General features: G+C 70.8%; 26 protein-coding genes. 7 read left to right on the top strand and 19 right to left on the bottom strand.

The window, feature by feature from the left end; translation table 11 throughout:
• The first annotated feature begins 15 nt into the window (after window positions 1–15).
• From GGR88_RS15020 to GGR88_RS01570, 6 genes are all read left to right on the top strand, one after another.
• The gene (locus tag GGR88_RS15020) at window positions 16–1,506 is read left to right on the top strand and encodes a PAS domain-containing protein (protein WP_209023170.1); all 1,491 of its coding nucleotides are present in this window, start codon (window positions 16–18) and stop codon (window positions 1,504–1,506) included.
• Between the two features lie 14 nt (window positions 1,507–1,520).
• Complete coding sequence (locus tag GGR88_RS01590) at window positions 1,521–1,910, top strand: response regulator (RefSeq protein WP_167952324.1); 390 nt, start codon at window positions 1,521–1,523, stop codon at window positions 1,908–1,910.
• Between the two features lie 137 nt (window positions 1,911–2,047).
• Complete coding sequence (locus GGR88_RS01585) at window positions 2,048–2,698, top strand: 50S ribosomal protein L25/general stress protein Ctc (protein ID WP_167952322.1); 651 nt, start codon at window positions 2,048–2,050, stop codon at window positions 2,696–2,698.
• 119 nt (window positions 2,699–2,817) lie between these two features.
• The gene (gene pth, locus GGR88_RS01580; RefSeq protein ID WP_167952320.1) at window positions 2,818–3,387 is read left to right on the top strand and encodes an aminoacyl-tRNA hydrolase; all 570 of its coding nucleotides are present in this window, start codon (window positions 2,818–2,820) and stop codon (window positions 3,385–3,387) included.
• A 63-nt stretch (window positions 3,388–3,450) separates the two neighbouring features.
• Entirely contained in the window at window positions 3,451–4,329 is an 879-nt protein-coding gene (locus tag GGR88_RS01575) for a dienelactone hydrolase family protein (protein ID WP_167952318.1), read from the top strand.
• Window positions 4,330–4,340: 11 nt separating this feature from the next.
• On the top strand, window positions 4,341–4,964 hold the full coding sequence (locus GGR88_RS01570) for a glutathione S-transferase family protein (protein WP_167952316.1): 624 nt from the start codon (window positions 4,341–4,343) through the stop codon (window positions 4,962–4,964).
• Window positions 4,965–5,037: 73 nt separating this feature from the next.
• Here GGR88_RS01570 and GGR88_RS01565 read toward each other — a convergent pair whose 3' ends face one another.
• Window positions 5,038–5,766, bottom strand: coding sequence for a Bax inhibitor-1/YccA family protein (locus GGR88_RS01565; protein ID WP_167952314.1), 729 nt, complete (start codon window positions 5,764–5,766; stop codon window positions 5,038–5,040).
• A gap of 112 nt (window positions 5,767–5,878) precedes the next feature.
• Here GGR88_RS01565 and thpR point away from each other — a divergent pair, with 112 nt between their 5' ends.
• Entirely contained in the window at window positions 5,879–6,421 is a 543-nt protein-coding gene (gene thpR, locus GGR88_RS01560) for an RNA 2',3'-cyclic phosphodiesterase (RefSeq protein ID WP_167952312.1), read from the top strand.
• An 18-nt stretch (window positions 6,422–6,439) separates the two neighbouring features.
• Here thpR and GGR88_RS01555 read toward each other — a convergent pair whose 3' ends face one another.
• The 18 genes from GGR88_RS01555 to GGR88_RS01470 form a co-directional block, all read right to left on the bottom strand.
• Window positions 6,440–7,048, bottom strand: coding sequence for a superoxide dismutase family protein (locus tag GGR88_RS01555; protein WP_245196409.1), 609 nt, complete (start codon window positions 7,046–7,048; stop codon window positions 6,440–6,442).
• 77 nt (window positions 7,049–7,125) lie between these two features.
• The gene (locus GGR88_RS01550; protein ID WP_167952310.1) at window positions 7,126–8,445 is read right to left on the bottom strand and encodes a UDP-glucose dehydrogenase family protein; all 1,320 of its coding nucleotides are present in this window, start codon (window positions 8,443–8,445) and stop codon (window positions 7,126–7,128) included.
• 323 nt (window positions 8,446–8,768) lie between these two features.
• The gene (locus GGR88_RS01545; protein WP_209023169.1) at window positions 8,769–9,878 is read right to left on the bottom strand and encodes an OmpA family protein; all 1,110 of its coding nucleotides are present in this window, start codon (window positions 9,876–9,878) and stop codon (window positions 8,769–8,771) included.
• Between the two features lie 138 nt (window positions 9,879–10,016).
• Entirely contained in the window at window positions 10,017–10,460 is a 444-nt protein-coding gene (locus GGR88_RS01540) for a DUF2793 domain-containing protein (protein ID WP_167952305.1), read from the bottom strand.
• Window positions 10,457–12,619 carry a phage tail protein gene (locus GGR88_RS01535; RefSeq protein WP_167952303.1) on the bottom strand — a complete coding sequence of 721 codons (2,163 nt, stop codon included), beginning with the start codon at window positions 12,617–12,619 and terminating at the stop codon, window positions 10,457–10,459. The genes GGR88_RS01540 and GGR88_RS01535 overlap by 4 nt, the downstream gene beginning before the upstream one ends.
• Window positions 12,619–13,002: a C40 family peptidase gene (locus tag GGR88_RS01530; RefSeq protein WP_209023168.1), complete on the bottom strand. Its 384-nt coding sequence runs from the start codon at window positions 13,000–13,002 to the stop codon at window positions 12,619–12,621. The genes GGR88_RS01535 and GGR88_RS01530 overlap by 1 nt, the downstream gene beginning before the upstream one ends.
• Window positions 12,999–13,811 (bottom strand): DUF2163 domain-containing protein, encoded by an 813-nt coding sequence (locus tag GGR88_RS01525; protein WP_167952301.1) that lies wholly within the window; start codon window positions 13,809–13,811, stop codon window positions 12,999–13,001. Before GGR88_RS01525 ends, GGR88_RS01530 begins: the two co-directional genes overlap by 4 nt.
• Window positions 13,808–16,111 carry a DUF2460 domain-containing protein gene (locus tag GGR88_RS01520; protein ID WP_342449691.1) on the bottom strand — a complete coding sequence of 768 codons (2,304 nt, stop codon included), beginning with the start codon at window positions 16,109–16,111 and terminating at the stop codon, window positions 13,808–13,810. Before GGR88_RS01520 ends, GGR88_RS01525 begins: the two co-directional genes overlap by 4 nt.
• A gap of 3 nt (window positions 16,112–16,114) precedes the next feature.
• Window positions 16,115–16,690, bottom strand: a complete 576-nt coding sequence (locus tag GGR88_RS01515) for a tail tape measure protein (RefSeq protein ID WP_167952299.1) — start codon at window positions 16,688–16,690, stop codon at window positions 16,115–16,117.
• Window positions 16,683–16,865 (bottom strand): phage tail assembly chaperone, encoded by a 183-nt coding sequence (locus GGR88_RS01510; RefSeq protein ID WP_167952297.1) that lies wholly within the window; start codon window positions 16,863–16,865, stop codon window positions 16,683–16,685. Before GGR88_RS01510 ends, GGR88_RS01515 begins: the two co-directional genes overlap by 8 nt.
• Complete coding sequence (locus tag GGR88_RS01505) at window positions 16,862–17,158, bottom strand: GTA-gp10 family protein (protein ID WP_167952295.1); 297 nt, start codon at window positions 17,156–17,158, stop codon at window positions 16,862–16,864. Before GGR88_RS01505 ends, GGR88_RS01510 begins: the two co-directional genes overlap by 4 nt.
• Window positions 17,155–17,562, bottom strand: coding sequence for a phage tail tube protein (locus GGR88_RS01500; RefSeq protein WP_167952293.1), 408 nt, complete (start codon window positions 17,560–17,562; stop codon window positions 17,155–17,157). Before GGR88_RS01500 ends, GGR88_RS01505 begins: the two co-directional genes overlap by 4 nt.
• A gap of 17 nt (window positions 17,563–17,579) precedes the next feature.
• Complete coding sequence (locus tag GGR88_RS01495; RefSeq protein ID WP_245196408.1) at window positions 17,580–17,966, bottom strand: DUF3168 domain-containing protein; 387 nt, start codon at window positions 17,964–17,966, stop codon at window positions 17,580–17,582.
• A complete protein-coding gene (locus GGR88_RS01490; protein WP_167952291.1) occupies window positions 17,963–18,157 on the bottom strand; it encodes a hypothetical protein in 195 nt (64 codons plus the stop codon). The genes GGR88_RS01495 and GGR88_RS01490 overlap by 4 nt, the downstream gene beginning before the upstream one ends.
• The gene (locus GGR88_RS01485; RefSeq protein ID WP_167952289.1) at window positions 18,154–18,477 is read right to left on the bottom strand and encodes a head-tail adaptor protein; all 324 of its coding nucleotides are present in this window, start codon (window positions 18,475–18,477) and stop codon (window positions 18,154–18,156) included. Before GGR88_RS01485 ends, GGR88_RS01490 begins: the two co-directional genes overlap by 4 nt.
• Entirely contained in the window at window positions 18,474–18,998 is a 525-nt protein-coding gene (locus GGR88_RS01480; protein WP_245196407.1) for a head-tail connector protein, read from the bottom strand. The genes GGR88_RS01485 and GGR88_RS01480 overlap by 4 nt, the downstream gene beginning before the upstream one ends.
• A 65-nt stretch (window positions 18,999–19,063) precedes the next feature.
• Window positions 19,064–21,184: a hypothetical protein gene (locus GGR88_RS01475; protein WP_167951670.1), complete on the bottom strand. Its 2,121-nt coding sequence runs from the start codon at window positions 21,182–21,184 to the stop codon at window positions 19,064–19,066.
• On the bottom strand, window positions 21,184–21,447 hold the full coding sequence (locus GGR88_RS01470; protein WP_167952287.1) for a spike base protein, RCAP_Rcc01079 family: 264 nt from the start codon (window positions 21,445–21,447) through the stop codon (window positions 21,184–21,186). Before GGR88_RS01470 ends, GGR88_RS01475 begins: the two co-directional genes overlap by 1 nt.
• Window positions 21,448–21,460 lie beyond the last annotated feature (13 nt).

The raw sequence follows: 21,460 nt of genomic DNA, 5'->3' as shown, positions 1-21,460 counted from the left end.
GTTATGCTTGAGGCGATGAGCGAAGCATCCGGCCAGATCGACGGGGGCGCGACAGCCGACTTCGGCGGCACCTATTGGTGGCATGGCGAGCGCATCAACGACGCTGGCGTCATCCTGGCGGCGAGTCAGATCGATTCCGCCGATTACCGCGCCATCGTCGACAACCTGCCGACGCTCTGCTGGATCGCGAACGCGGACGGCTACATCACCTGGTACAATCGGCGCTGGCACGAATATTGTGGCACCACCCCGGCCCAAATGGAGGGTTGGGGCTGGCAGTCGGTGCATGACCCGGCCGTGCTGCCGCAGGTGATGGAAAGCTGGACGGCATCGATCGCCAGCGGCGAACCGTTCGAGATGGTGTTTCCGCTGCGCGGCGCGGACGGCGTGTTCCGGCCGTTCCTGACCCGCATCATCCCCGTGCGCGACACGGCCGGAACGGTGTGCCGCTGGGTCGGCAACAACATCGACATCACCCGCCAGATCCTGGCGCAGAACGACCTTCGGCAGGCGCAGCAGGACCTGCAAGCCGCCAATGCCAGCCTTGCCGAGCGCCAGGGCTTCCTCAGCAGCGTGCTGTCCGCATCCACAGATTGCATCAAGGTGCTGGAGCTGGACGGCACCCTGTCCTTCATGAGCGAGGGCGGGATGGAGGTGATGGAGATCGGCGACTTCAACGCCGTCCGCGGCTGCCCCTGGCCGGACCTGATGAAGGATGGCGGCGTCGGCCTTGCCAAGGATGCCATCGATGCGGCGCGCGAGGGACGGTCGACCGTCTTCGAGGCGGCGGCCGACACCTATGCCGGCCGGCCCAAATGGTGGTCGATCTCCGTGTCGCCGATCCGCGGCCATGACGGACGGGTGGAGCGCATCCTGTCGGTATCCCGCGACATCACCGCGCTGCACGAGGCGCGCGAGCGCCAGGACCTCCTGAACGGAGAGCTGGCGCACCGGCTGAAGAACACGCTGAGCGTCATCCAAGCGATCGCCAACCAGACGCTGGGATCGGCGGTCAACCGCGACGCACTGGCCTCGTTCGGGTCGCGGCTGGTGGCGCTAAGCGGCGCTCATGACGTGCTGACCAAGCAGAGCTGGGCGGCCGCCTCGATCGCCGACGTGGCGGGCGGCGTGCTCGGCAGCTTCGACGACGGCGCGCGCATCCTGCTGTCCGGACCGGACGTGGCGATCGGCGCGCGCGCGACGCTCTCCTTGTCGCTGCTGCTGCACGAGCTTGCCACCAACGCGGTGAAGTACGGCGCGCTGAGCGTGACCGATGGATCGGTCGAGCTGCTCTGGACGATCGAGCACGAGGGCGGCGAGAAGATCCTGAGCCTCAGCTGGTGCGAGCGGGGCGGGCCGCCCGCCAAGGCGCCCAGCCGCCGCGGGTTCGGATCGCGCATCATCCGCATGGGGCTGACCGGCGCCGGCGGCACCGACATTAAATATGAGGACAAAGGATTGTCTTTTCACGCCGTTGCGCCGCTCGATCAACTTCAGCAGTCCTGAAGCGTTAACGACGGATGGGACAATCAACGCCGCTGCGACGTCACCCCGTGCTCGTCATCGAGGATGAGCCGGTGCTGCGTCTCGACGCGATCGACATGGTCGAGAAAGCGGGCTTCGAGGCCGTGGAGGCGCTGGACGTCGCCGACGCGATCCGGATCCTGGAAACGCGCACGGACATCCGCATCGTCTACATGGACCTGGACATGCCGCGCGGCGTGCGCGGCATCGAGATCGCTGCGACCATCCGCAATCGCTGGCCGCCGATCGAGATCATCCTGACGGCCGCAAGCTTCGCCAAGGCCGACCTGGACCTGCCGGTGCGCAGCGAATTCTACCCAAAGCCCGTGCAGCATGCCGACGTGATCGCGGCGATGCGGCGCATGGCGGGGCATGTGGACGGCTGATCGCCGCCGATCCCCGGGCCGACGCTCGCCGCCCCGCCCGCCTTGCCTTTCGACCGCCGTGCCGCTAAGCGCGCGCGTCCGGCCATGGTCATCCCTGGAGGCGTGGTCGGCACCTAATCCAGAAACGGAGCAACACCATGAGCGATCAGCTGACCCTGTCGGCCGAAGCGCGCGAGCGGGCTGGCAAGGGAGCCTCCCGTGCACTGCGCAACGAAGGCCGCGTGCCCGCCGTGATCTACGGCAGCAACGAGGCACCCGCCTCGATTCACGTCGAGGAGAAGGCGCTGATGAAGCTCCTTCACACCGGCCATTTCATGAATTCCGTCGTCATGGTCGACGTCGGCGGCACGTCCGTCCGCACGCTGCCGAAGGACGTCGCCTTCCACCCGGTCACCGACCGTCCGCTGCACGTCGACTTCCTGCGCATCACGCGTGATGCCAAGGTGACGGTCGGCGTTCCCGTCCGCTTCGAGAACGAGGAGGCCTCGCCGGGCCTGAAGCGCGGCGGCGTGCTGAACGTCGTCCGGCACGAGCTGGAGCTGACGTCGGACGCGGCCCACATCCCGGACGAGATCGTGATCGACCTGACCGGCCTCGAGGTCGGCGATTCGATCCACATCTCGGCCGTGACGCTGCCGGAGGGCGCGGAGTCGGCGATCACCGACCGCGACTTCACCATCGCCACGATCGTCGCGCCGTCCGCGCTGAAGTCGAGCGAGGGTGAAGAGGACGAGGGCGCGCCCGAGTCCGCCGAGGTGCCCGCCACCCGCCAGTCCAGCGACGACTGACGACAAGGACCGGCCGGCGCCCGACGGTGCCGGCCGGTCGATGCCGTGGGAGAGGGTCAACGATGGTCATCTCCCCACCCACCCCCGCTGCCCGTCGCCAGGTCGACTGAGCGCCGGCGATGCAGATCTGGGTCGGCCTCGGCAATCCGGGTGGAAGCTATGCGCTCCACCGCCACAATGTCGGCTTCATGGCGGTCGATACCATCGCCGACATGCACGGCTTCTCGCCCTGGAAGGCGCGGTTCCAGGGGCTGGCGGCGGAAGGCCGCATCGGCGCGCACAAGCTGCTGCTGCTGAAGCCTGCGACCTTCATGAACGAGAGCGGCCGTGCCGTCGGCGAGGCGATGCGCTTCTTCAAGCTCGCGCCCGGCGACGTTACCCTGTTCCATGACGAGCTCGACCTCGCCCCCATGAAGGTGAAGGTGAAGATGGGCGGCGGCACGGCGGGCCATAACGGTCTTCGCTCCACCGACGCGCATATCGGCGCCGACTTCCGCCGGGTGCGGATCGGCATCGGCCACCCCGGCCACAAGGACCGTGTCACCGGCCATGTGCTCGGCAACTACGCGAAGGCGGAGATGGACCCGCTCGCCGAGATGCTGGGCGCGATCGCGGCAGAGGCGCCACGGCTCGCCGATGGCGATGACGCCCGCTTCATGAACGAAGTGGCGCTCCGCCTGCGCGACTGACCGGGCGGCTTGCACGCCCCTTCCCGGCTGCTAGCTTCCCGCCCGACCAACGGGAGAGCGAGCATGGACGACCGGGATCTTCGGCAGCGCGCAATCGAACTTTACGATCGCTTCACGCATGAAGGGGCTGACCGGCGCGCCTTCATGGCGGACCTGACCCGGCTGGCCGGAAGCGCGGCGGCGGCACAGGCGCTGGTCCTGTCGATCGCGCCATCGGCGGCGGCGGCCGAGGTGGTGGCGGCGGACGACGGTCGCGTCCGGGCGGAGGACGTGCGCTGGACCAGCGTCGGCAACCGCCCGATGGCCGGCTATCTCGCCACGCCCCGCACCGGCGGCGAGGCGGCGCCAAAGCTGCTCGTGATCCACGAGAACCGCGGGCTGACGCCGCACATCCGCGACGTCGCGCGACGGATGGCAGTGGCCGGCTTCCAGGCGCTCGCCCCCGACCTGCTGACGCCCGCCGGCGGCACCCCGGCCGACGAGGACCGGGCGCGCGAGATGATCGGCGCGCTCGACCTGGCGGCAACCGTCCGGGACGCGCAGTCTGGCCTCGAGTGGATGCGGCGCCGCGCCGGTGGCGCCAAGGTCGGCGCGGTCGGCTTCTGCTGGGGCGGGGCCATGATCTACCGCCTGGCGGTCGCCGACGGACCGATGCTTGACGCGGGGGTGAGCTATTACGGCCCGGCGCCGGCGGTCGCGGAGGTGGCGCGGCTTCGCACCCCGCTGCTCGTCCACCTCGCCGGCCTCGACACCCGGGTGAACGGCACGGCCGAGCCGTTCGCGGCCGCCGCGCGGGACGCGGGCAAGCCGCTCACCCTCCACGTCTATCCCGGGGTCAACCACGCCTTCAACAACGATACGTCCGCCGAGCGCTATGACGCGGCGGCCGCGCGAACGGCATGGGACCGGACCACGACCTTTCTTCGCCAGCAACTCGCCTGAGGAGGACGATCATGTCGTTGATGCTCTACAGCAACCCGATGTCCCGGGGCCGCATCGCCCGCTGGATGCTGGAGGAGGTCGGCCAGCCCTATGACGTGACCTATCTGGATTACGGCACGGGCATGAAGGCGGCCGATTTCCTTGGGGTCAACCCGATGGGGAAGGTGCCGACGCTCGTCCACGACGGCGTCGTCGTGACGGAAGCGGCCGCGATCTGCGCCTATCTGGCGGATGCCTTTCCGGACGCCGGGCTGGCGCCCCCGCACGGCGATCCTGCACGGGCGCCCTATTATCGCTGGATGTTCTTTGCGGCCGGTCCGGTCGAGGCGGCAGTGACGGCCAAGTCGCTCAACCTGCTGCCACCCGCCGACAAGGGCGCGATGGTCGGTTACGGCAGCTTCGACGGGACGATCGCGGCGCTGGAAAAGGCGGTCGGCGCGGCCGATCCGTGGCTGTGCGGGTCGCAGTTCACGGCCGCGGACGTCTATGTCGGGTCGCAGGTCAATTGGGGCCTGATGTTCAAGTCGATGCCCGCCTCCCCCGTCCTGCAGGCCTACAGCGAACGGCTGATCGCCCGGCCCGCCTATCAGCGCGCCAGCGCGCTTGATGACGAGGCCATGCAGGCAAAGGGCTGACCGGCGGACACAAGAAAAAGGGGCCCGGCATCGCTGCCGGGCCCCGTCTTTCCGTTCGGATCAGGCCGTCCGACTATTCGCGGCTGCCCATGAAGTTCAGCAGGAACGTGAACATGTTGATGAAGTCGAGGTAGAGCGACAGGGCGCCCATGATCACCGTCTTGCCCATCATGTCCGTGCCCTGGACATAGGCGTACATGCTCTTGATCCGCTGCGTGTCATACGCCGTCAGGCCGGCGAACAGCAGCACGCCGATCGCCGAGATGGCGAAGGCAAGCGCCGTCGACTGCAGGAAGATGTTGATGATCATCGCGACCAGCAGGCCGACGACACCCATCACCAGGAAGGTGCCGAGACCCGACAGGTCACGCTTCGTGGTGTAGCCCCACAGGCTGAGACCCGCGAAAGCCGCCGCCGTCGCGAAGAAGGTCTGCGCGATCGACGTGCCCGTGAACACCAGGAAGATCGACGACATCGACAGACCCATGACGACCGCAAAGGCCCAGAACAGGATCTGCAGCGTGGACGTCTGCATGCGGTTGACGCCAAAGCTCATCGCCATGACGAAGCCGAGCGGCGCAAGCATGATGACCCAGGCCAGCGGCGTCGACAGCACCTGTGCCGCCAGGCCGGACTGAGCGAACAGCAAAGCGACGATGCCCGTCAGCAGCACGCCCGACGCCATGTAGTTGTACACGGACAGCATGTAGCGACGCAGGCCGGCATCATAGGACGCCGTCGCGGTTCCGGCCGACGTCGGGCGCGCTGCCGTCGCCGTCCGGGGGTCAGACCAATTTGCCATTTGAAGGTTGCTCCTTTGCCCGGCGCACATGCCGGATGTGATGAATATCGGTGGATCGTCGTGCCAATTCAAGCGAAAGCGGGCGCGCGGCCTCGAACCCGACGGAGGATCAATGCACCGCCTGTTCGTCGCTCTCCGCCCGCCGCGCCCTGCCCGCCTGCTGCTCCAGTCGATGATGCACGGGCTGCTCGGCGCACGCTGGCAGTCCGACGACCAGCTTCACCTCACGCTCCGCTTCATCGGAGAGGTCGACCGCCACCAGGCAGACGATATCGCCGCGGCGCTCGCCTCCGTCCGCAACGATCCGGTCGAGGCTCGCTTCGGCCGGTTGGGGACCTTTGATCGACGCGGGCGGATCGACACGCTGTGGGTCGGCGTGGAACCGCGCGAACCATTGGCGTCGCTTCACCAGAAGGTCGACCAGGCGCTGCGGCGCGCGGGGGTGGAGGCGGATCGGCGTGCCTTCGTGCCGCACGTGACCATCGCGCGGTTCGGGCGCGGCGGGCCCGACGGTGGGACGATCGCGGCCTATGCCGCCGCCGCGGCCGTTCCGCCCGCCGCCTCCTTCACCATGGATTATCTGATCCTGTTCGAAAGCCGCTTGGGCGGCGAAGGGGCAAGCTATGATCCGGTCGAACGGTGGCGGCTGGGCTGACTGCCGCCACCGGGGCGATCAGCCGGCCTCCACGACGCCGCAGGCGATGCGGCTGCCGCTGTCGCCGGACGGATCGGTGCGATAATCGTCCGGCCCGGCATGGATCATGACGGCGGCGCCATCGTCGTCCAGCACCGGGTTGGTGCCCCCGGTCAGCGTCGCGTTCTGGATCGTCGCCTCGATCGTGCCGCGGCCATCCGCGCCGATCGTCAGGTTCGGCAGGTCACCCAGATGCTGCCCCTGCGGGTTGTCGCGGCCATGCTGCCGGTCGGTCGGGTTCCAGTGTCCGCCCGCGCTCTCGAAGGCCGGTCCCTCGCACCGGCCGGTGGTATGGATGTGGTAGCCCCGCTCCCCCGCCTCGAGCCCGGTGGCGGAGATGTTGATGCGCACGGCGTCACCGACCTGCGTTAACGTCGCCTCGCCACGGTCGGCGCCGCTTGCATCCTTCAGCATGGCGCGCGCGGTTGTCGTCGCGCTGCTTTGGTTGCCGTCGGCCATCTCCATAGTCGCCGCGTCGTTTGCGGTGCCCAGCTCAGTCCCGTTCTCGGCGGCTGTGCTGTTCGTCTCGGTCGTGCCGCAGGCGGCGATCAGCATGATCGGCGCAAGGGTAAGAAGGTGGGCGCGCATGTTGGTTCCTCCAAAGCTCCGCCTACCAACCGCGCGCGGCGCAATATGTTGCACGCCCGCGGAGTTGGCGTCGCTCCTCAGGCCTTCGACAGGTCGCCGCGCCCCACGCCGTGATATGTCATGCCGGCGCGCGCGACGATCGACGGATCGTAGACGTTGCGCAGGTCGACGAGGATCGGGCGCGCCATCGTCCGCGCGAGCGCATGAAGGTCGAGCGCCCGGAACAGATCCCATTCGGTCAGCAATACCAGCACGTCCGCATCCCGGGCCGCGTCCGCCGCGGTGTCGCACATGCTGATCCCCGGCAGCATGGCGCGCGCCTGCTCCATGCCCTCGGGGTCAAAGGCCTGGACGCTCGCCCCGCGCTCCAGCAGCGCCGGAACGATGGCCAGCGACGGGGCGTCGCGCATGTCGTCGGTGCCCGGCTTGAAGGTCAGGCCCAGCAGGCCGACGCGCTTGCCGGCAAGGTCACCGCCCAGCGCGTCCGCGATCTTGTCGGCCATTGCGCGCTTGCGCAGGTCGTTGGCCTCCACCGTCGCCGCCACGATCCGCAGCGACACGTCTGACTCCTCCGCCGTCTGGAGCAGCGCCAGCGTATCCTTCGGGAAGCACGATCCGCCGTAGCCCGGCCCGGCGTTCAGGAAGCGCGGGCCGATGCGATCGTCCAGCCCGATGCCGCGCGCCACCTGCGTCACGTCCGCGCCGACGCTCTCGGCCAGATCCGCCAGTTCGTTGATGAAGGTGATCTTGGTCGCCAGGAACGCATTGGCGCCATATTTGATCAGCTCGGCCGTCCGCCGCCCGGTGAACAGGATCGGCGACTGGTTGACGAACAAGGGCCGGTAGACCTCGGTCATCACCGCCTGCGCACGCGGATCGTCCGTGCCCACGACGATGCGATCGGGCTGCTTGAAGTCCTCGATCGCCGCGCCCTCGCGCAGAAACTCCGGATTTGAAACCACCGCGATCTCATGGTCGGGGCAGGCCTCGCGCAGGATTGTCTCGACCCGGTCACCCGTGCCCACCGGAACGGTCGACTTCGTCACGACAACCACGGGCTTGGTGACCGCTTGGCCGATCTCCTCGGCCGCCGCGAAGACATAGCTAAGGTCGGCATGGCCGCCGCCGCGCCGGGACGGGGTGCCGACGGCGATGAACACGGCATCGGCGCCGGCCACCGCATCGTTGATGTCGGTGGTGAACGACAGCCGCCCGGCCGCCACGTTGGTGGCAACCAGCGTGTCCAGACCCGGCTCGTAGATCGGCATGCGGCCGGCGCGCAGCGCCTCGATCTTGGAGGCATCCTTGTCGACGCACACGACCCGGTGGCCGAAGTCGGCCAGGCACACGCCCGACACCAACCCGACATAGCCCGACCCGATCATCGCGATCTTCATTGCAATCCGCCCGCTTCTGGAACCTGTTGGTTCCTGAACGGGATGACGGCGCGGGCGTCAAGCGCCGCCGGGCTCCGGGAACCGCCGGGCCGTGCATCGATGCGGGCGCAAAGGTCGCGACGGCGCGCTGACGCCAACCTGCATCAATCATCACCTGACCGACCGGCGAAAGACGGCGACCCCGTCCCCACGCGCTCAGTAGCCCGCACCGCAATTCGGCCCGAGCCGCCGACAGCGCCGGAGCGACGCCGATCGGGAACTAGCGCGCACAAAGAAAAGGGGCCGGCCCGAAGGCCGACCCCCAATTCTTCGATACGCTGGTCTTAGTAGCCGGCGCCCGGACCGTAGGTGATTTCCACCCGGCGGTTCTGGAGCTCACGGACACCGTCGGCGGTCTCGACGCGCGGCTGGCTCTCACCAAAGGCCTCGGTCGTGATGTTGCCGGTCGAGACACCGCGGTTGCCGAGGTAGGCGCGAACCGCCTCGTTGCGACGCTCGGACAGGCCGACGTTGTACTGGGCCGAACCCGACCGGTCAGCGTGACCGGCGAGCATGACGCGCGCGTTGCCGCAATCCTGGTACGCCGTGTAGGCGTTGTCGAGGATCGAAGCCGCTTCCGGCGTGATCTCGGAGCTATCCCACTCGAAGAACACGATATACGGTCCCGGCGTGCACACCTGAGCCGGCGGCGGAGGCGGCGGCGGGGGCGGGGGCGGGGGCGGCGGGGGAGGCGGCGGCGGCGGCGGCGGCGGCGGCGGCGGGGCTGCCTGGCCGAAGTTGAACACCAGACCACCCATCAGGCTGTGCGTGCGCAGCCGCGTCTCGATCGGCGTGCCGACGGTCGAAACCGTGCGGACATCGTCGACGTTGAAGAAGCGGTACTTCAGGCTGACGTCGATGTTCTCGGTCAGCGGCGCACGGATGCCGGCGATCGCCTGCCACGCGAAGCGCGTGTCGCTGTCGTCGACGATCGGGCTGCCGCTCGTGATCTCGTACTCGTCGTGCTTGACGCGGGCCACACCCGCACCGCCGCCGACGAAGCCGTTCAGCGTGTCGTCTTCACCGAAGTCGAGCATGCCGTTGACCATGAAGCTCAGCGCCGACGTTGCACCGCGGGCGTCGAACGAACCACCACCGGCCGGACCGCCGGGAAGCAGGACCGACGAACGCAGGCTGTCGAGACGGGCGCGCTTGTAGCCGACCTCGGCCTCGGCGCGGAACGCACCGAAGTCGTAACCGACGATCGCATCCGCGTCGTAGCCATAGTCGTGATCGACCGAGGCAGCATCGGACGTGGCGCCGATGTCGAGATCCAGGTCTTCAACGATCATCGGACCGCCTTCGACGCCGATATACCAGGCACCGTCTCGCGCCAACGCGGGCGAGGCGATCGCCGTCGTGGCCAAAGCCATCGCAACGGCAAACTTCCGCATAGGATTCCCCTTTCACTAAGTGTCACCAGGACAGCGCTAACTCCCTAGGCCTGACATAGTTTCCCCGCAAGCGTCGTTCTCCTGAAACTGTGGCAATCATGCCGCAGTGAGAGAGGTCGGCGTCGTGAATACTTCGGCCTACGGTGCGACAACACCCCGATCGCGAAACAGTTCAATGAGTTGCAAGATCGCCGCACGTGCTTCTGCGTCGACGATCGCGCCGCCCTCGGGCGGCACGACCTGCCCCGGCCCCGCCCATCCCTCTGTCTTCCGGATGAAATTCAGGCCGCCCACGGTCATTTCGAACCCGACAGGAACCTCGGCGAACCGCCAGCCGCCGTCCGTCCAGCCCGCGATCGCGCCGTCCCGGCCGCTCCATGCCCCCGTGGCGCCGGGCGCCACGATCCAGCTTTCGCCGCCTCGGGGGTTGGGCGGGGGCGCGCCGCGCACCGCCAGCGCCTGCGGCTGCAGCAGCATGTCGATCAGCGCGACCGCCTCGTTGTGCGTCTGTTCCTTGCCCGCCTGCGCAACCACCAGGAACGGCAGCGCGAACCGGCTGCTTGCTTCCGCCACGTCGCTCATCCGTGCATCCCTCCCAAGTTGCCAACCTGCAAAACCGTTCTCCCCGACAGGCCCCAGTCGCCGACCTGCTGAACGGCGAAGCTCGCGCCCATCGATAGGGTCTGCGTGTGGACGTGCAGCCGCGGCTCCCCCGTTTCCACGATCCGCGTCTCGCCAGCCGCCTCGATGGTGATCCGGTACCGCTCGATCGCCTCGCCCAGGCTGGCGTCCACGCCGTCGCGCCAGTCCCAGTCGGCGCGGCTGCGCCGTGTCCAGCCGAGCCATGCGCCCGCCTCGTCGGGGCGAAGCACCAGATGGCACGGCGCAGGCGGTCGCAGGGCGCTGCCGACATCGCTGCGCGCCGCGCGCACGCCGTCGGGCGGGTCACCCGGTCCGCTCGCGATCACGATCGCGCTGCCTCCGGCCGCTGCCGGGGGAAGGAGGACGGTGGCTGTCGCGCCCGGTTCCAGCAGGACGAACGCCTCGCCCGCCCCGTGGCGCTTCACCGCATCCTCCGTGCCGCGGCGGCCGCGCAGCAGGCGCGACAGCCGCCACCGGCCCTGTCCCAGCGGCTCGGCGCGGCCGAACTGGATGATCTCCTCGCCGACCGCGGCAAGGTTGCGCCCCGCCGAAAGTCCCGCATCATCCATGTCGTGAAGCACCATGCCGGCATGCGGCAGCACCACCTCGATGGCCGTGCGATCGTCGCGGATCGCGGTCGCGGCGGGGGGCAGCGGATCGCCCACCGTGCCGATCACCGCCGGTGCCGCCGTCGATCCGGCCGGATCGAAACTCTGCCCGCCGTCCACGCTCAGCAACAGCCCGGCCGACCGCCAGCCCGCCGCGCCGGCCGCGGCGATGCTCAGCTGCGGCGCGCCATCGGCGCGCGCGATCCCCGTTCGCGGCTCCAGCACCACCAGCCGCGTCTCGCCATGCGGCAGGTCGACGGCTGAGACGCTGCGGCCGGGCGACGCGGCAAGGCTGGTCGGCTGGGCGGTCCCCCGCGTTCGCACCAGCTCCAGCTCGACCCGCATTTCTTCCAGCGTCCAGCCGACGATCCGCCAGCGCCCGGGCACGTCGGCCAGGGTCACGCAATCACCCGGCGTCAGGTCGATCCGCCGCCACGGCAGCGACAGGCGAAGGCGCCCGCGCTCCATCCACAACCGCTCCAGCCTGTCGTGGGCGATCGCCTTGGCGCTTCCCGCCGCGATCACCGCGGCCAGGTCGATGCGCTCTGCGCGGCGCCCGCCCTCCAGCCAGCGCGCCCGCTGCAATCCCGCCTGATAATCGCGCTCCGGATCATGATAGCCGACGGTCAGCTCACCCGGCACATCCGCATCGATGCCGTCGCTCCGGCCGATCCGCCCGTCGATGCGCTCGTCGGCGTCGATCACGGCGACCGGCTCGCTGGCAGGGCGCAGCACGATCGTGCCGCTCTCGTCGCGCGGCGACAGCGGCACCGCCGCCATGATCGTTTCGATCAGCCCGCGCACGCTGTCGCCGCCCGTCGCGAAGCCGACGAACCGGCGATCGGTCGCGGCCGTGGCGTCGCCGGCGCTCGCTTCCGCCACGATCGTGCTGACGGCCGCCCCCTCCTCGTCCGCCACGATCTCGAAGGTCAGGGAAGGAATACGGTTGCCATAGGGACCGAGGTCGAGGTTCTCGAACACGGCATAGGCCGATCCGCGATGCGCAGGCGTCCGCCCCGCACCCTCGGCCGCGGCGATCAGCGGGTCGACCTCCTGATCCTCGTCGCCGTGATGCAGGCGAAAGCCCGTTGCCACCTTCCAGTCGCCACCCGCGCCGCGCATCAGGTTGCCGTCCGCCCAGACCCGCCGCACCGCCCGCACCCGCCGCGCGGACAAGAGCACGGCGAACGACGCCGAATAGCTGTAGTTGGTCACGCTCGGCCGTCCCTTGCCCCCACCGGTGCGCGTCCGCTCCTCGCGCAGGTCGGTGGACCAGATCACGGTGCCTGCCGCCCTGATCGTCCCGAAAAGCGCGGGAATGGCTGTGCCATAGCTCGATGTCTGAACGGTCAGGTCGGTCAGCCGCGGCCCCTGCCGCCCCTTCGGCTGCAGGATCGCGGCGTCGACCGACTGGCCCAGCACGGCGCCGATCGCCCCACCCAGCGGCCCGCCGATCAGCGTACCGACGCTTGTCAGGACCAGCGTCGCCATCAGCTCACCTCCTTTCGCCACATCCCCGCCACTGGCCACGGAACGGCGCCCGGCACCTCCACCACCCGCCGCAGCCCGGCATCCGCGTGGATGAAGCCGCCCTCCGTCAGCACCACCAGGTGGAGCTGTGCGGGCCCGGGTCGCGCTGCCACGATGTCGCCGGCGCGCGCCTCCGCCACCGCCTTTGCGCCGATCGTTGACAGGCTGGCCGACACCGCGGCAAGCGTGCCGCCACGCAGCGGATATCCTGTCGGCACCCGCTCGACCGCCCAGGCGACCGCGACCAGCCCGACGCAATCGATGCCCTCGCGCCCACGCCCATGCAGGCGGAACGGCGTCCCGACGACCCCACGGGCGCGCGCCACCGCCGTCTCTCCGGTCATGATCCGGGATACCGGGTCAGCAGGTCGTTGCCGGGCAGGTGGGGCTCGCCCCGGAAGTTCGCGGCATTGCCGAACCGGGTGATGCAGCTGTCGATCTGCCGGTCGCACCCTTCGATCAGCTCGACTAGCGCACCCGCCGCCGGAACCCGCGCCGGCGGAATCGCCAGGGTGATTGTCGCGCCCGCCGACCTGCGGATCGCGCCCGACCGGCCGGCACTGTCGCCGTCCAGCCATCGCAGCCGCCCCCAGCCATAGGCATCGTCCCGCGGTTCCGTGCGGTCCACCGTCAGCATGCCGTCTCCATCCATATCGATCACGCGGGCCAGCCGCCGTCGCGCCGCCATGTCGACCCGGCACCGCCGGTCGCCCAGCGTCGCGCGACATTCGGGGGAGGTCTGCTCGACGACCGCACGATCCAGGATCGCAGCCGGGCCCCGCAGCTCCGCGGTGAAGCCGCCACCTTCGCGCGCCACGCTCCCGATCTCGCCGCGGCACAGGCGGACGGCGTCGGCCGGGTTGGTCCAGTCGCAGGCGCTGACCGTCACCGCGGCGCCGTCGAAGCGACCCGCTGCCAGATCCTCCTCGCTAATCGCCGCTGCATTGAGGGCGCCGCTCACCTCCATGCCGCCGGGCTCCAGGCTGTCGCTGCGGGTGATCGCGGACGGCACCATCCCGGGCGATGCCCGATACAGCAATCCGTCCGCCACGATGTCCCGGTCATGGCTGGTGAAGCCGATGGTCACCCCGTCGCGCCGCTCGATCCGCCACAGGAAGGCCAGCGCGGTCAGCCGCTCCGCCAGCCAGCTCATGCCTCCTTTACCTCGATCAGCGGCACCGACACCGCCTCGCCGGCGCCGAATGTCGTGCGCTGGACCTCCAGCCTGTCCTCGGCAAAGCGCACGGGCACGTCGAACAGGAAGCCGGCGCGCACCGCCGCACCGTTCGCCGGTGGCTGGTCGAACGCGACCCATCCGCCCGGCTCCACCCGCCATCCGCTCGCCGCTTGCCCGCCCACGCTCACCCGCACGCTGGCGACCTCGGGCCGGCTGATGATCCGCGCGGGCACGTCGGGCCCGCCGCCATAATGCTTCACCAGCCGGAACCGGGTCGCGATCCCGTCGCCCGTGCCCAGCAGCTGGTCGGCGGCACCCGGCACCCCCGTCATCCCGGCCGAACTGTGGTCGAACGGATCGCGCAGCCGAAAGCCGCGGGCGGCGCCCATCCGCGCGCGGAAGAAGCGCAGCAACAGCTCCATGTCGGCCTGGCTGCGCACGCCCGGACCCACGTCGTAATCGGTGCGTGCATCCGCCCAGTCGGCGTTGCGCTGCTCATGCCCGCCCGCCACCGTGACCACCGCCGTTGAAAAGCCCGGCCGGACCACCGCCTCGCGCCCGATCTCGATCGGAAACGCCACATCGTCGAACGCCTGCACGTCCGCTTCCCCTTCCCCGAAGTGAACAAATCCGTCGCGGATCACCTGCGGCAGCGCCCAGATGAAAACCGGGCCGGTCCCCCGCCGCTTCGCCGCGACCGCCGCCGCATCGATCAGCGCCCACTGCGCGCGCTCCTCCGGCCGCAGCACGAAGCCCGCCAGATAGTGCTGCGTCTCGACCGGATAGCCCAGCCGCGCGGTCGCCGCCGCCACCCCGCGCGCGGTCGCGCCCGTGTCGCCGGCCGTCACCCAGTCATAATCCTCCAGCTGCAGCACGTCGAAGGCGGGCCATGCCCAGCCGACGGGCACGTTGGCGCGCCGCACCTCGGGCGCGCGCTCGTCCAGGATGCTCGGCAGATAGGCCAACAGCAGCGCCTCCGCGCCCGGTGCCTCCGCCCGCACGGCCGCCACCAGCGCCGCCGTCGCGCCCGCCAGCACGGCACCCGCCCGGTCCAGCAGCGCCTTCTCCTGTGGCCCCGTCACTGCCGCCACGTCCGCGATCACCGGCATGTCCGGGCCCAGCGCCGCCCGCGCGGCGTCGTCGTAAAGGCAGATCCGCCGGTCGCGGGTCACCCACCACCACGGCTCCCCCACCTGGAACCTGACCGGCATCCCGGCCTCGCGCGCGATGGCGGCAAATGCCCGCCCCACCGCCTGAAGATAGGCCTTTGCCTCCCCGTTCGCGGGCGACAGCAGCGTTGACGGCGGCTCCCACCCGGTCAGCGCCGGCGCGCCGTCCGCCGCGCGCTGCTTCCACCCCTCGGGGCAGTGGCTGTCGAGCAGCTCGAACGACAGGGACAGGATCAGCTCCAGCCCGGCCTCGATCGCCGCGGCCGCAAGCGCCTGGTGCCAGCGCCGGCACGGTTCGTTCAGCGCGCCGTCCGCCGCGCCCGCCTTTCCCGCCCCGTCGAGCCGGAAATAATGGCTCATCCCGACATAATGGTTGATCGCGCCGCGATAGCCGAGGCCGACGATGTTGCGCACCAGCCGGGCGGGCGTCACATGGTACAGGTCGTCATAACCGGTCGCCATCGACAGGCCGTGCGGCGGCACCAGCACGTCGCCCAGCGCGATCACCGATCCCGCCCCGTCGCAGCGGATGCCGCTCAGCTCCGCCCAGCCCGCGACCGGCGCCGGCAGCGCGCCCGTGCCGCCATAACCGGGCGGTGCCAGCGACACGAACATCCGGTCGACGTCGCCCGCCCACACCGGGTCCGCTTCGCCCGGCAGCAGGAAGCCCCCGTCGACGGCGGCGAAGTCGATCTCCACCTCCGCGTCCTCCGGCGTGCCGCGGGCATAGTTCCACAGCCGCACATACCAGGCCCGCGCCTGCCCCGCCGCGTCGCGCCCCTCGATCGTCAGCGTCGGGCCGTTCACCGCGTCCAGCGGCAGGATGCCGCCCGACCGCCACCGGAACTGGAGCCGGCACGCCCGGAAATCGCGCGCGGTCTCGTACGCCAGGAGGACATGGTCGTGCCGGTCCTCCGCGTCCCAGATCAGCCCGGCCAGCGTGTCGCGACCGTAGAACACGGCATCCACCCGGATCGCATCGGGCGCGGTCGTCACCACCGACGCCATCATCGGGCGCGGAAAGTTGACGGTCCAGAAGCGCGCATCGAACCGCTTCACCCAGGATGTTTCCTGCACCGTGCGGCGCTCGGCCAGCCACCATCCCACGGCTCAGTCTCCCATCACGGCATGGCGCACCGCCCGTGCCACCTGCCGGCTCGACCGCTGCAGCATGCGCGGCGCATCGCCCGGCCCCGCCCCGCCGTTCACGTTGATGGTGACGCGGATCTCGCGCCCGTCCGCGCCTCCGGAACCGCCGCCCATCGCGACCCGTCCCGCCGTTGTCGGCACAAACAGCTCGGGCCCGCGCTCCCCCACCAGATAGGGGCGGCCCGGCGCCACCGGGCCACCCGTCGCGCGGCCGGGAAAGCCGCTCAACAGCGGCGCGATCCCGCTCAACAGGCCACCCAGCACGCCACCGACGCCGGTCAGTGAGGACAGCCCGGCCCGCACCGCGGACGCCGCGATGTCGGCCATCGCGCCCAGCGCCACGCTTTTCAGCTCCTCAAAGCCCAGCTTGCCCGTGCGCACCGCGCGCAGCAGCCCGGCCTCCACCATCCGCCCGGCCCGCTCGGCACCCGCACCCAGCGGCCCGTCCAGGGTGCGGCGCATCTCGTCGACATCGCGGGCAAAGCCGCGCGTGTCGGCGCGCACCGACACGATCAGCCGTTCGATTTCCTCATCCATCGGGAAACATCTCCATCAGCGCAGGCAGGTCGACCGGCGCGTCGGCCGGGGGGCGCAGCATGTCGCGGATCGCCGCCAGCTCGGCGGGGGTCGCGCGCCAGAACTCGTCCGGCCGCCAGCCGAGCGCGACCGCCGCCTCGCCGGCCAGCCGCCGGGCCCACTCGGCAAAGCTCACTGTCCGTCGAGGATCTGGCGCAGCAACAGCTTCAGCGCCGGCGTCGCCCGCGCCAGCCCGCCCGCCGCCACCGCCTCCGAAAAGGCGGCCCGGTCGACCGCCGCCGGGTCGCGCAGGCAATGCCAGAACAGCGCCACCATCTCGGACAGCGCCAGCCGCCCGTCCGCCGCCCGGTCCACCAGCTCGAACAGCGAGCCGATCTCGCCTTCCGCCGCCACCAGGGCGGCAAAGCTCGGCCGCAGCACCTGCCCGGCCACCTCCGCCTCGCCGCGCACGGCGTTTGCGCCGCTCACAGCGACACCACCGCGCCGGAGCTTTCCAGGCTCACCGCATAATTGCGCTCGCCGTTGAACTCGCCCGAATAATCCAACCGCGTGACCAGGAAGCGTCCTCGCATCCGCTCCCCGCTTTCGAAGCTCAGTTCATAGTCGTCCAGCAGGCCGGCCAGCGCATTGGCCTTGATCCGCGTCTCGGCCGCCGATCCCGTGAACACGCCCGATCCCGTGACCGAGACGGATCGCACGCCCGCGCCCGACAGCAGCTCGCGCCATCCGCCCGACCCCTTATGGGTCACCACCACCGCCTCGCCGTTCACCTGCAGCTGCGTGGTGCGCATCCCCGCCACCGTCGCAAAGGCCGGCACCGCCGCGCCGTCGCCGATCTTCAGCAGGAACGCACTTCCCTTCTCCATCGCCATGCCCGTCGCCTCCATCGTCAATCCAGCCGCGCCACCCGGAACCGCACGTCCACCATTCCTGCCCAGGGCCGCGCCGGGTCGCGCACCATGCGCGTGCGGATCAGGGCGACGCTCGCCACCTGCCAGCCGCCATCGATGCTGCCCGCGATCCCGGTGACCGCAGCCTCCGCCGCGGCCATCGCGCCGTGCAGCCGCGCGGCCGCCCCCGCCTCGTCCCACGCCGTCAGCGCGATCCGCACCTCGCGCCCGTCCGCGCCCTGGTGGCTCCAATCCGTGCTGCCCACCTCCCCGACCGTCAGGTAGGGAAAGGGTGCCCGCCCCGGCGCCCCGTCGAACACGGCGCCGCCGCCGTCGGTCAGCGCGGCAACCACCGCGCGCTGCACCGCCTCGCCCGCCCCCATCATCGGCGTCCCTCCCACCATCCGATCGCGCGCAGCCGCACGTCCGACAGCATCCGCTGCCTGAGCCCGACGCCCCGCAGCACGACGCCGTCGGGCGTCTCCTCCAGGGAGATGCCGGGCGGCATCGCCGCGTCCATCATCCGGGCGATGCGGCGGCGGCGTGCGCGCGCGGCGATCCGGTCCACCGCCGTCATCCGCGCCGCTCCGCCGCGATCACGACCATCCGGTCGCCCGCCGCCGGATCCTCCTCGACCGCCACCAGCTCCAGCGTGCGGCCGCGCCAGTGCAGCCGGTCGCCCGGCGACAGCGGGCGTGGTCGCATGGTCACGCGCCACACCGGCAGCGCTTCGGCCGCGTCGGCCGCGTTCGCCGCCCCCCTGCCGGCCGGTGTCACCGCCGCCCAGCTCTCGCCTGTCGCGGTCCACCCCGCCACCGCGCCCAGCGGGTCGCGCGCCTGGTTTGCCCGCAACAGGGTCACGCGCTGCGTCAGCGCGCCTGCCAGCTCGCCCGTCATCGCAGCCGCAACCGCTTGAACGGCCGCCACAGCGCGGCGACCGCGGCGGGCAGCGCATCGTCCGTCCGGTCGCGGTGGGTGAACAGGTGCGCGGCCAGCCGCACGATGCCGTGGCGGGCCGCATCCGGCAGGTCCGCCCAGCCGTCCGCCAGCCCGGCGGTGTACCGCACGTATAAGCGGTCGCCCGTGCCCCGCCGGACCCACCCGACGCCGTCCGGATCGATGTCGGTCGGCAGGTCGTCTGCGGGGAATGCGGCTCCCTCGGCCGCCTCCACCGCCTCGACCGATCGGACCGGCACCTGCGACAGGCGGGTCCAGCCGCGCGCGGACGCCTGCACGGTCTCCGCCACCGGCCGCGCGATCGCCAGCAATCCGCACACCGCCTCGAACGCACCGATCGCCGCGCCCACCTGCGCGTCGATCAGGGCATCCTCCAAGTCGCTCTCCAGCCGCAGCAAGGCCTTGGTGGCCGTGCGGCCATCGGCCAGCACGGTGGCCGGCATCCCGTCGACTCGCGTCATCGCGCGGCCGGCGCGTGGCCGCGCCGCCTCCGTCCTTCATCCATGTGGGTCCTCCCGCCTGGCGTTCAGTTGCTGGTCTGGATCGCCGTCAGCACCGGCATCATCGGAATGGCGCTCCCGTCCGCGTAGCGGCCGGTCGCCCAGCCGCCGGTGTCGGGCGCATAGCCCTGGTGGTTCCTGACGCCGACCGGCCCGCCGGGGTCGCTCGCCAGCCGCACCACCACCCCGCCGTCGGCGACGTCCACACCCGCGATCGGCAGCAGCGTCGCAAAACCGTCCGCTGATGCCTGCCAGCTGGTGAGCGCACCTCCGCTCAGCGACGTTGCTCCGTTCAGGTCGATCGCGACCGTCACGACGGCACCGGATCGCACTGCGCCCGTCGCGACCGGGCCCAGCCCGTCATGCGGCGACAGGCCCCACCCTTTCAGCACCGACAGCGCGGCCCGCCGTCCCATCTCCGGATAGCCGCTCGGTCCGGGCGAATAATGATACGCATCGATCATCTCGATCCCGACATGGTGGTGCGACAGCCGGCCGATCTCGGCCATCAGCTCGGCCTGGATCCGCCGCACCGCGCTCGCATTGGCATCGGCCGCCGCGTTGCTCGGCGCGCCATAGACGCCGGTCACCGCCATCAGCACCGGCACCTCCGTTCCCGCCGGCTGGCCGGATCGCGCCCGCAGCGCGGCGATCGTCTCGCGCCACGCGTCCTTGTAACCGGCGGCCGCACCGGTGCCCGGCGCAAAGGCCTCGTCCTCGCCCTGGTTGATCAGCAACAGCTCGAACGCGCCGCCGGCAAGGCCGATATGCGCCTCCGTCCAGGCGAACTCCGGCCGCCCCGGCTTCAGCGCCGCCACCGATCGGGCGGGGATGCCGCAGTTGACGATCCCCACCGGCAGCCCCGCGCCCTCGCTCAGCATCCGGCTCAGGATCGCATCGTTCACCGTGGCGCCGTCCAGATAGGGCGTCGCGTTGCCCCATGCCCTGCGCGCCGCCGGCTGGTCGTCCCACAGCGCGGTGTAATGCCAGCTTCCGGCAAAGGGCGGCTGATCAACCGTGGCCGGGCCGCTCATTCCCGCGGTGTTGGACTGGCCGTACATCAGCACGCCGATGCCCACGGCGAACAGGTCGTTCGCCTGCACCGCGCTCTGTGTGTCGTTGGCCGCCGCCACCTCCAGCCGGTACGCGCCCGTGCCATTGAGGCCGGCCGGCACCTCGATCGTCGCCGACCACCGTTCGTCCGCGATCACCGCGTCGGGCACGGCTGCCCAGCCGTTCAGCGGCGCGCCCGTCTCGGGCTCGCGCAGGCGCCAGATCAGCCCGTTCACCTGCCCAATGAACCCGCCCGCGATCGCCACCGGCGCCGATCCGTCCGGGTGCGGGCCGCCCTTCCGGCGCGGCACAAAGGCCTGCTCCGGCGGGTCGATCCACAGGTCGCACGCCAGCGGCCCCACCTCCACGTCGTCCCATCCGGCAAAGCCGTCGGCGAATGTGGTGAAGCCGGCGTGGCGCCCGGGCGGCAATGCCGGCACCGGGGTCCGGCCGACGCCGCGCATCCGCATGCCTTCGCGCAGCACGCTGATCTCGCCCGCCACGATCCGCCCTTCGATGACGTCGCCCGCGCGCACCAGGCGCCGGTCCGCGAAGCGCGAACTGGTGCCAAGCCCGCTCGACCCCGGCAGCCCCGTTTCCGCTCCGCCGACCAGCACGAACGGGCTCATCACGCCGCTCAGCCGCACGCCCGCGAAGTCGCGGGTCCCGCTCGCGCCGAACACCAGCATCGTCTGCCCGTTCGTGGCGCCCACCCGCGCCCGAAAATAATGGCTGGCGCTCCCCGCATCGCGCGCGATCAGCGCGTGCGGCGGAAAGGCATATTCGCCCCACCCGTTGACGTTCGCCAGCCGTCCCCCGCTCACCCCCACGCTGTTGAGCGCGCCGGCCACCGGCGGCTCGCCGCCCACCGTCACCCAGCCCGGCTGCAACCGCAGCACGGTGCCGTCGGGCAGGTCGAACCCGGTGGAAAAGCCGACGGGCGTCAGCACGACGGGTGCCGGGGCAGGGGTCGGCGTCGGCGTCGGCGTCGGTGTCGGTGTCGGCACGGGCGTCGGCGTCGGCACCGGCGTCGACACGGCCATCCCGCCCGCCCGCCGCAGCGTCAGCGACAGCCCCAGCCCGATCGTCGCCATCAGAACAGCGCCACCAGGTCGGTCGCGCTGGTGCCCGTCGCCCGGACGAAGCGCGCCCGCACCGGCAGGATCGTGCCCGTCGGCACCTGGCGCAGCCGCACGTCCGCGCCCCCGCCCATGCCCTGCAGCACGATGTCGCCGCCCTGCCCGACATAGATCGCCTTGGGCGCATCCCCGATCGGCGCGGCATCGCTCGGCACGATCGCCGCCACCCGCGTGGCGGGCGCGCTCACCCCGTCGGCATGAAGAAATGGATCCGCCATCTCAGGCTCCTTT

The sequence above is a fragment of the Sphingomonas jejuensis genome, assembly GCF_011927695.1.
Taxonomy (GTDB): Bacteria; Pseudomonadota; Alphaproteobacteria; order Sphingomonadales; family Sphingomonadaceae; genus Sphingomonas_K; species Sphingomonas_K jejuensis.
The sequence above is the reverse complement of the archived record's forward strand: the minus strand, read 5'-3'. Positions and strand labels throughout refer to the sequence as shown.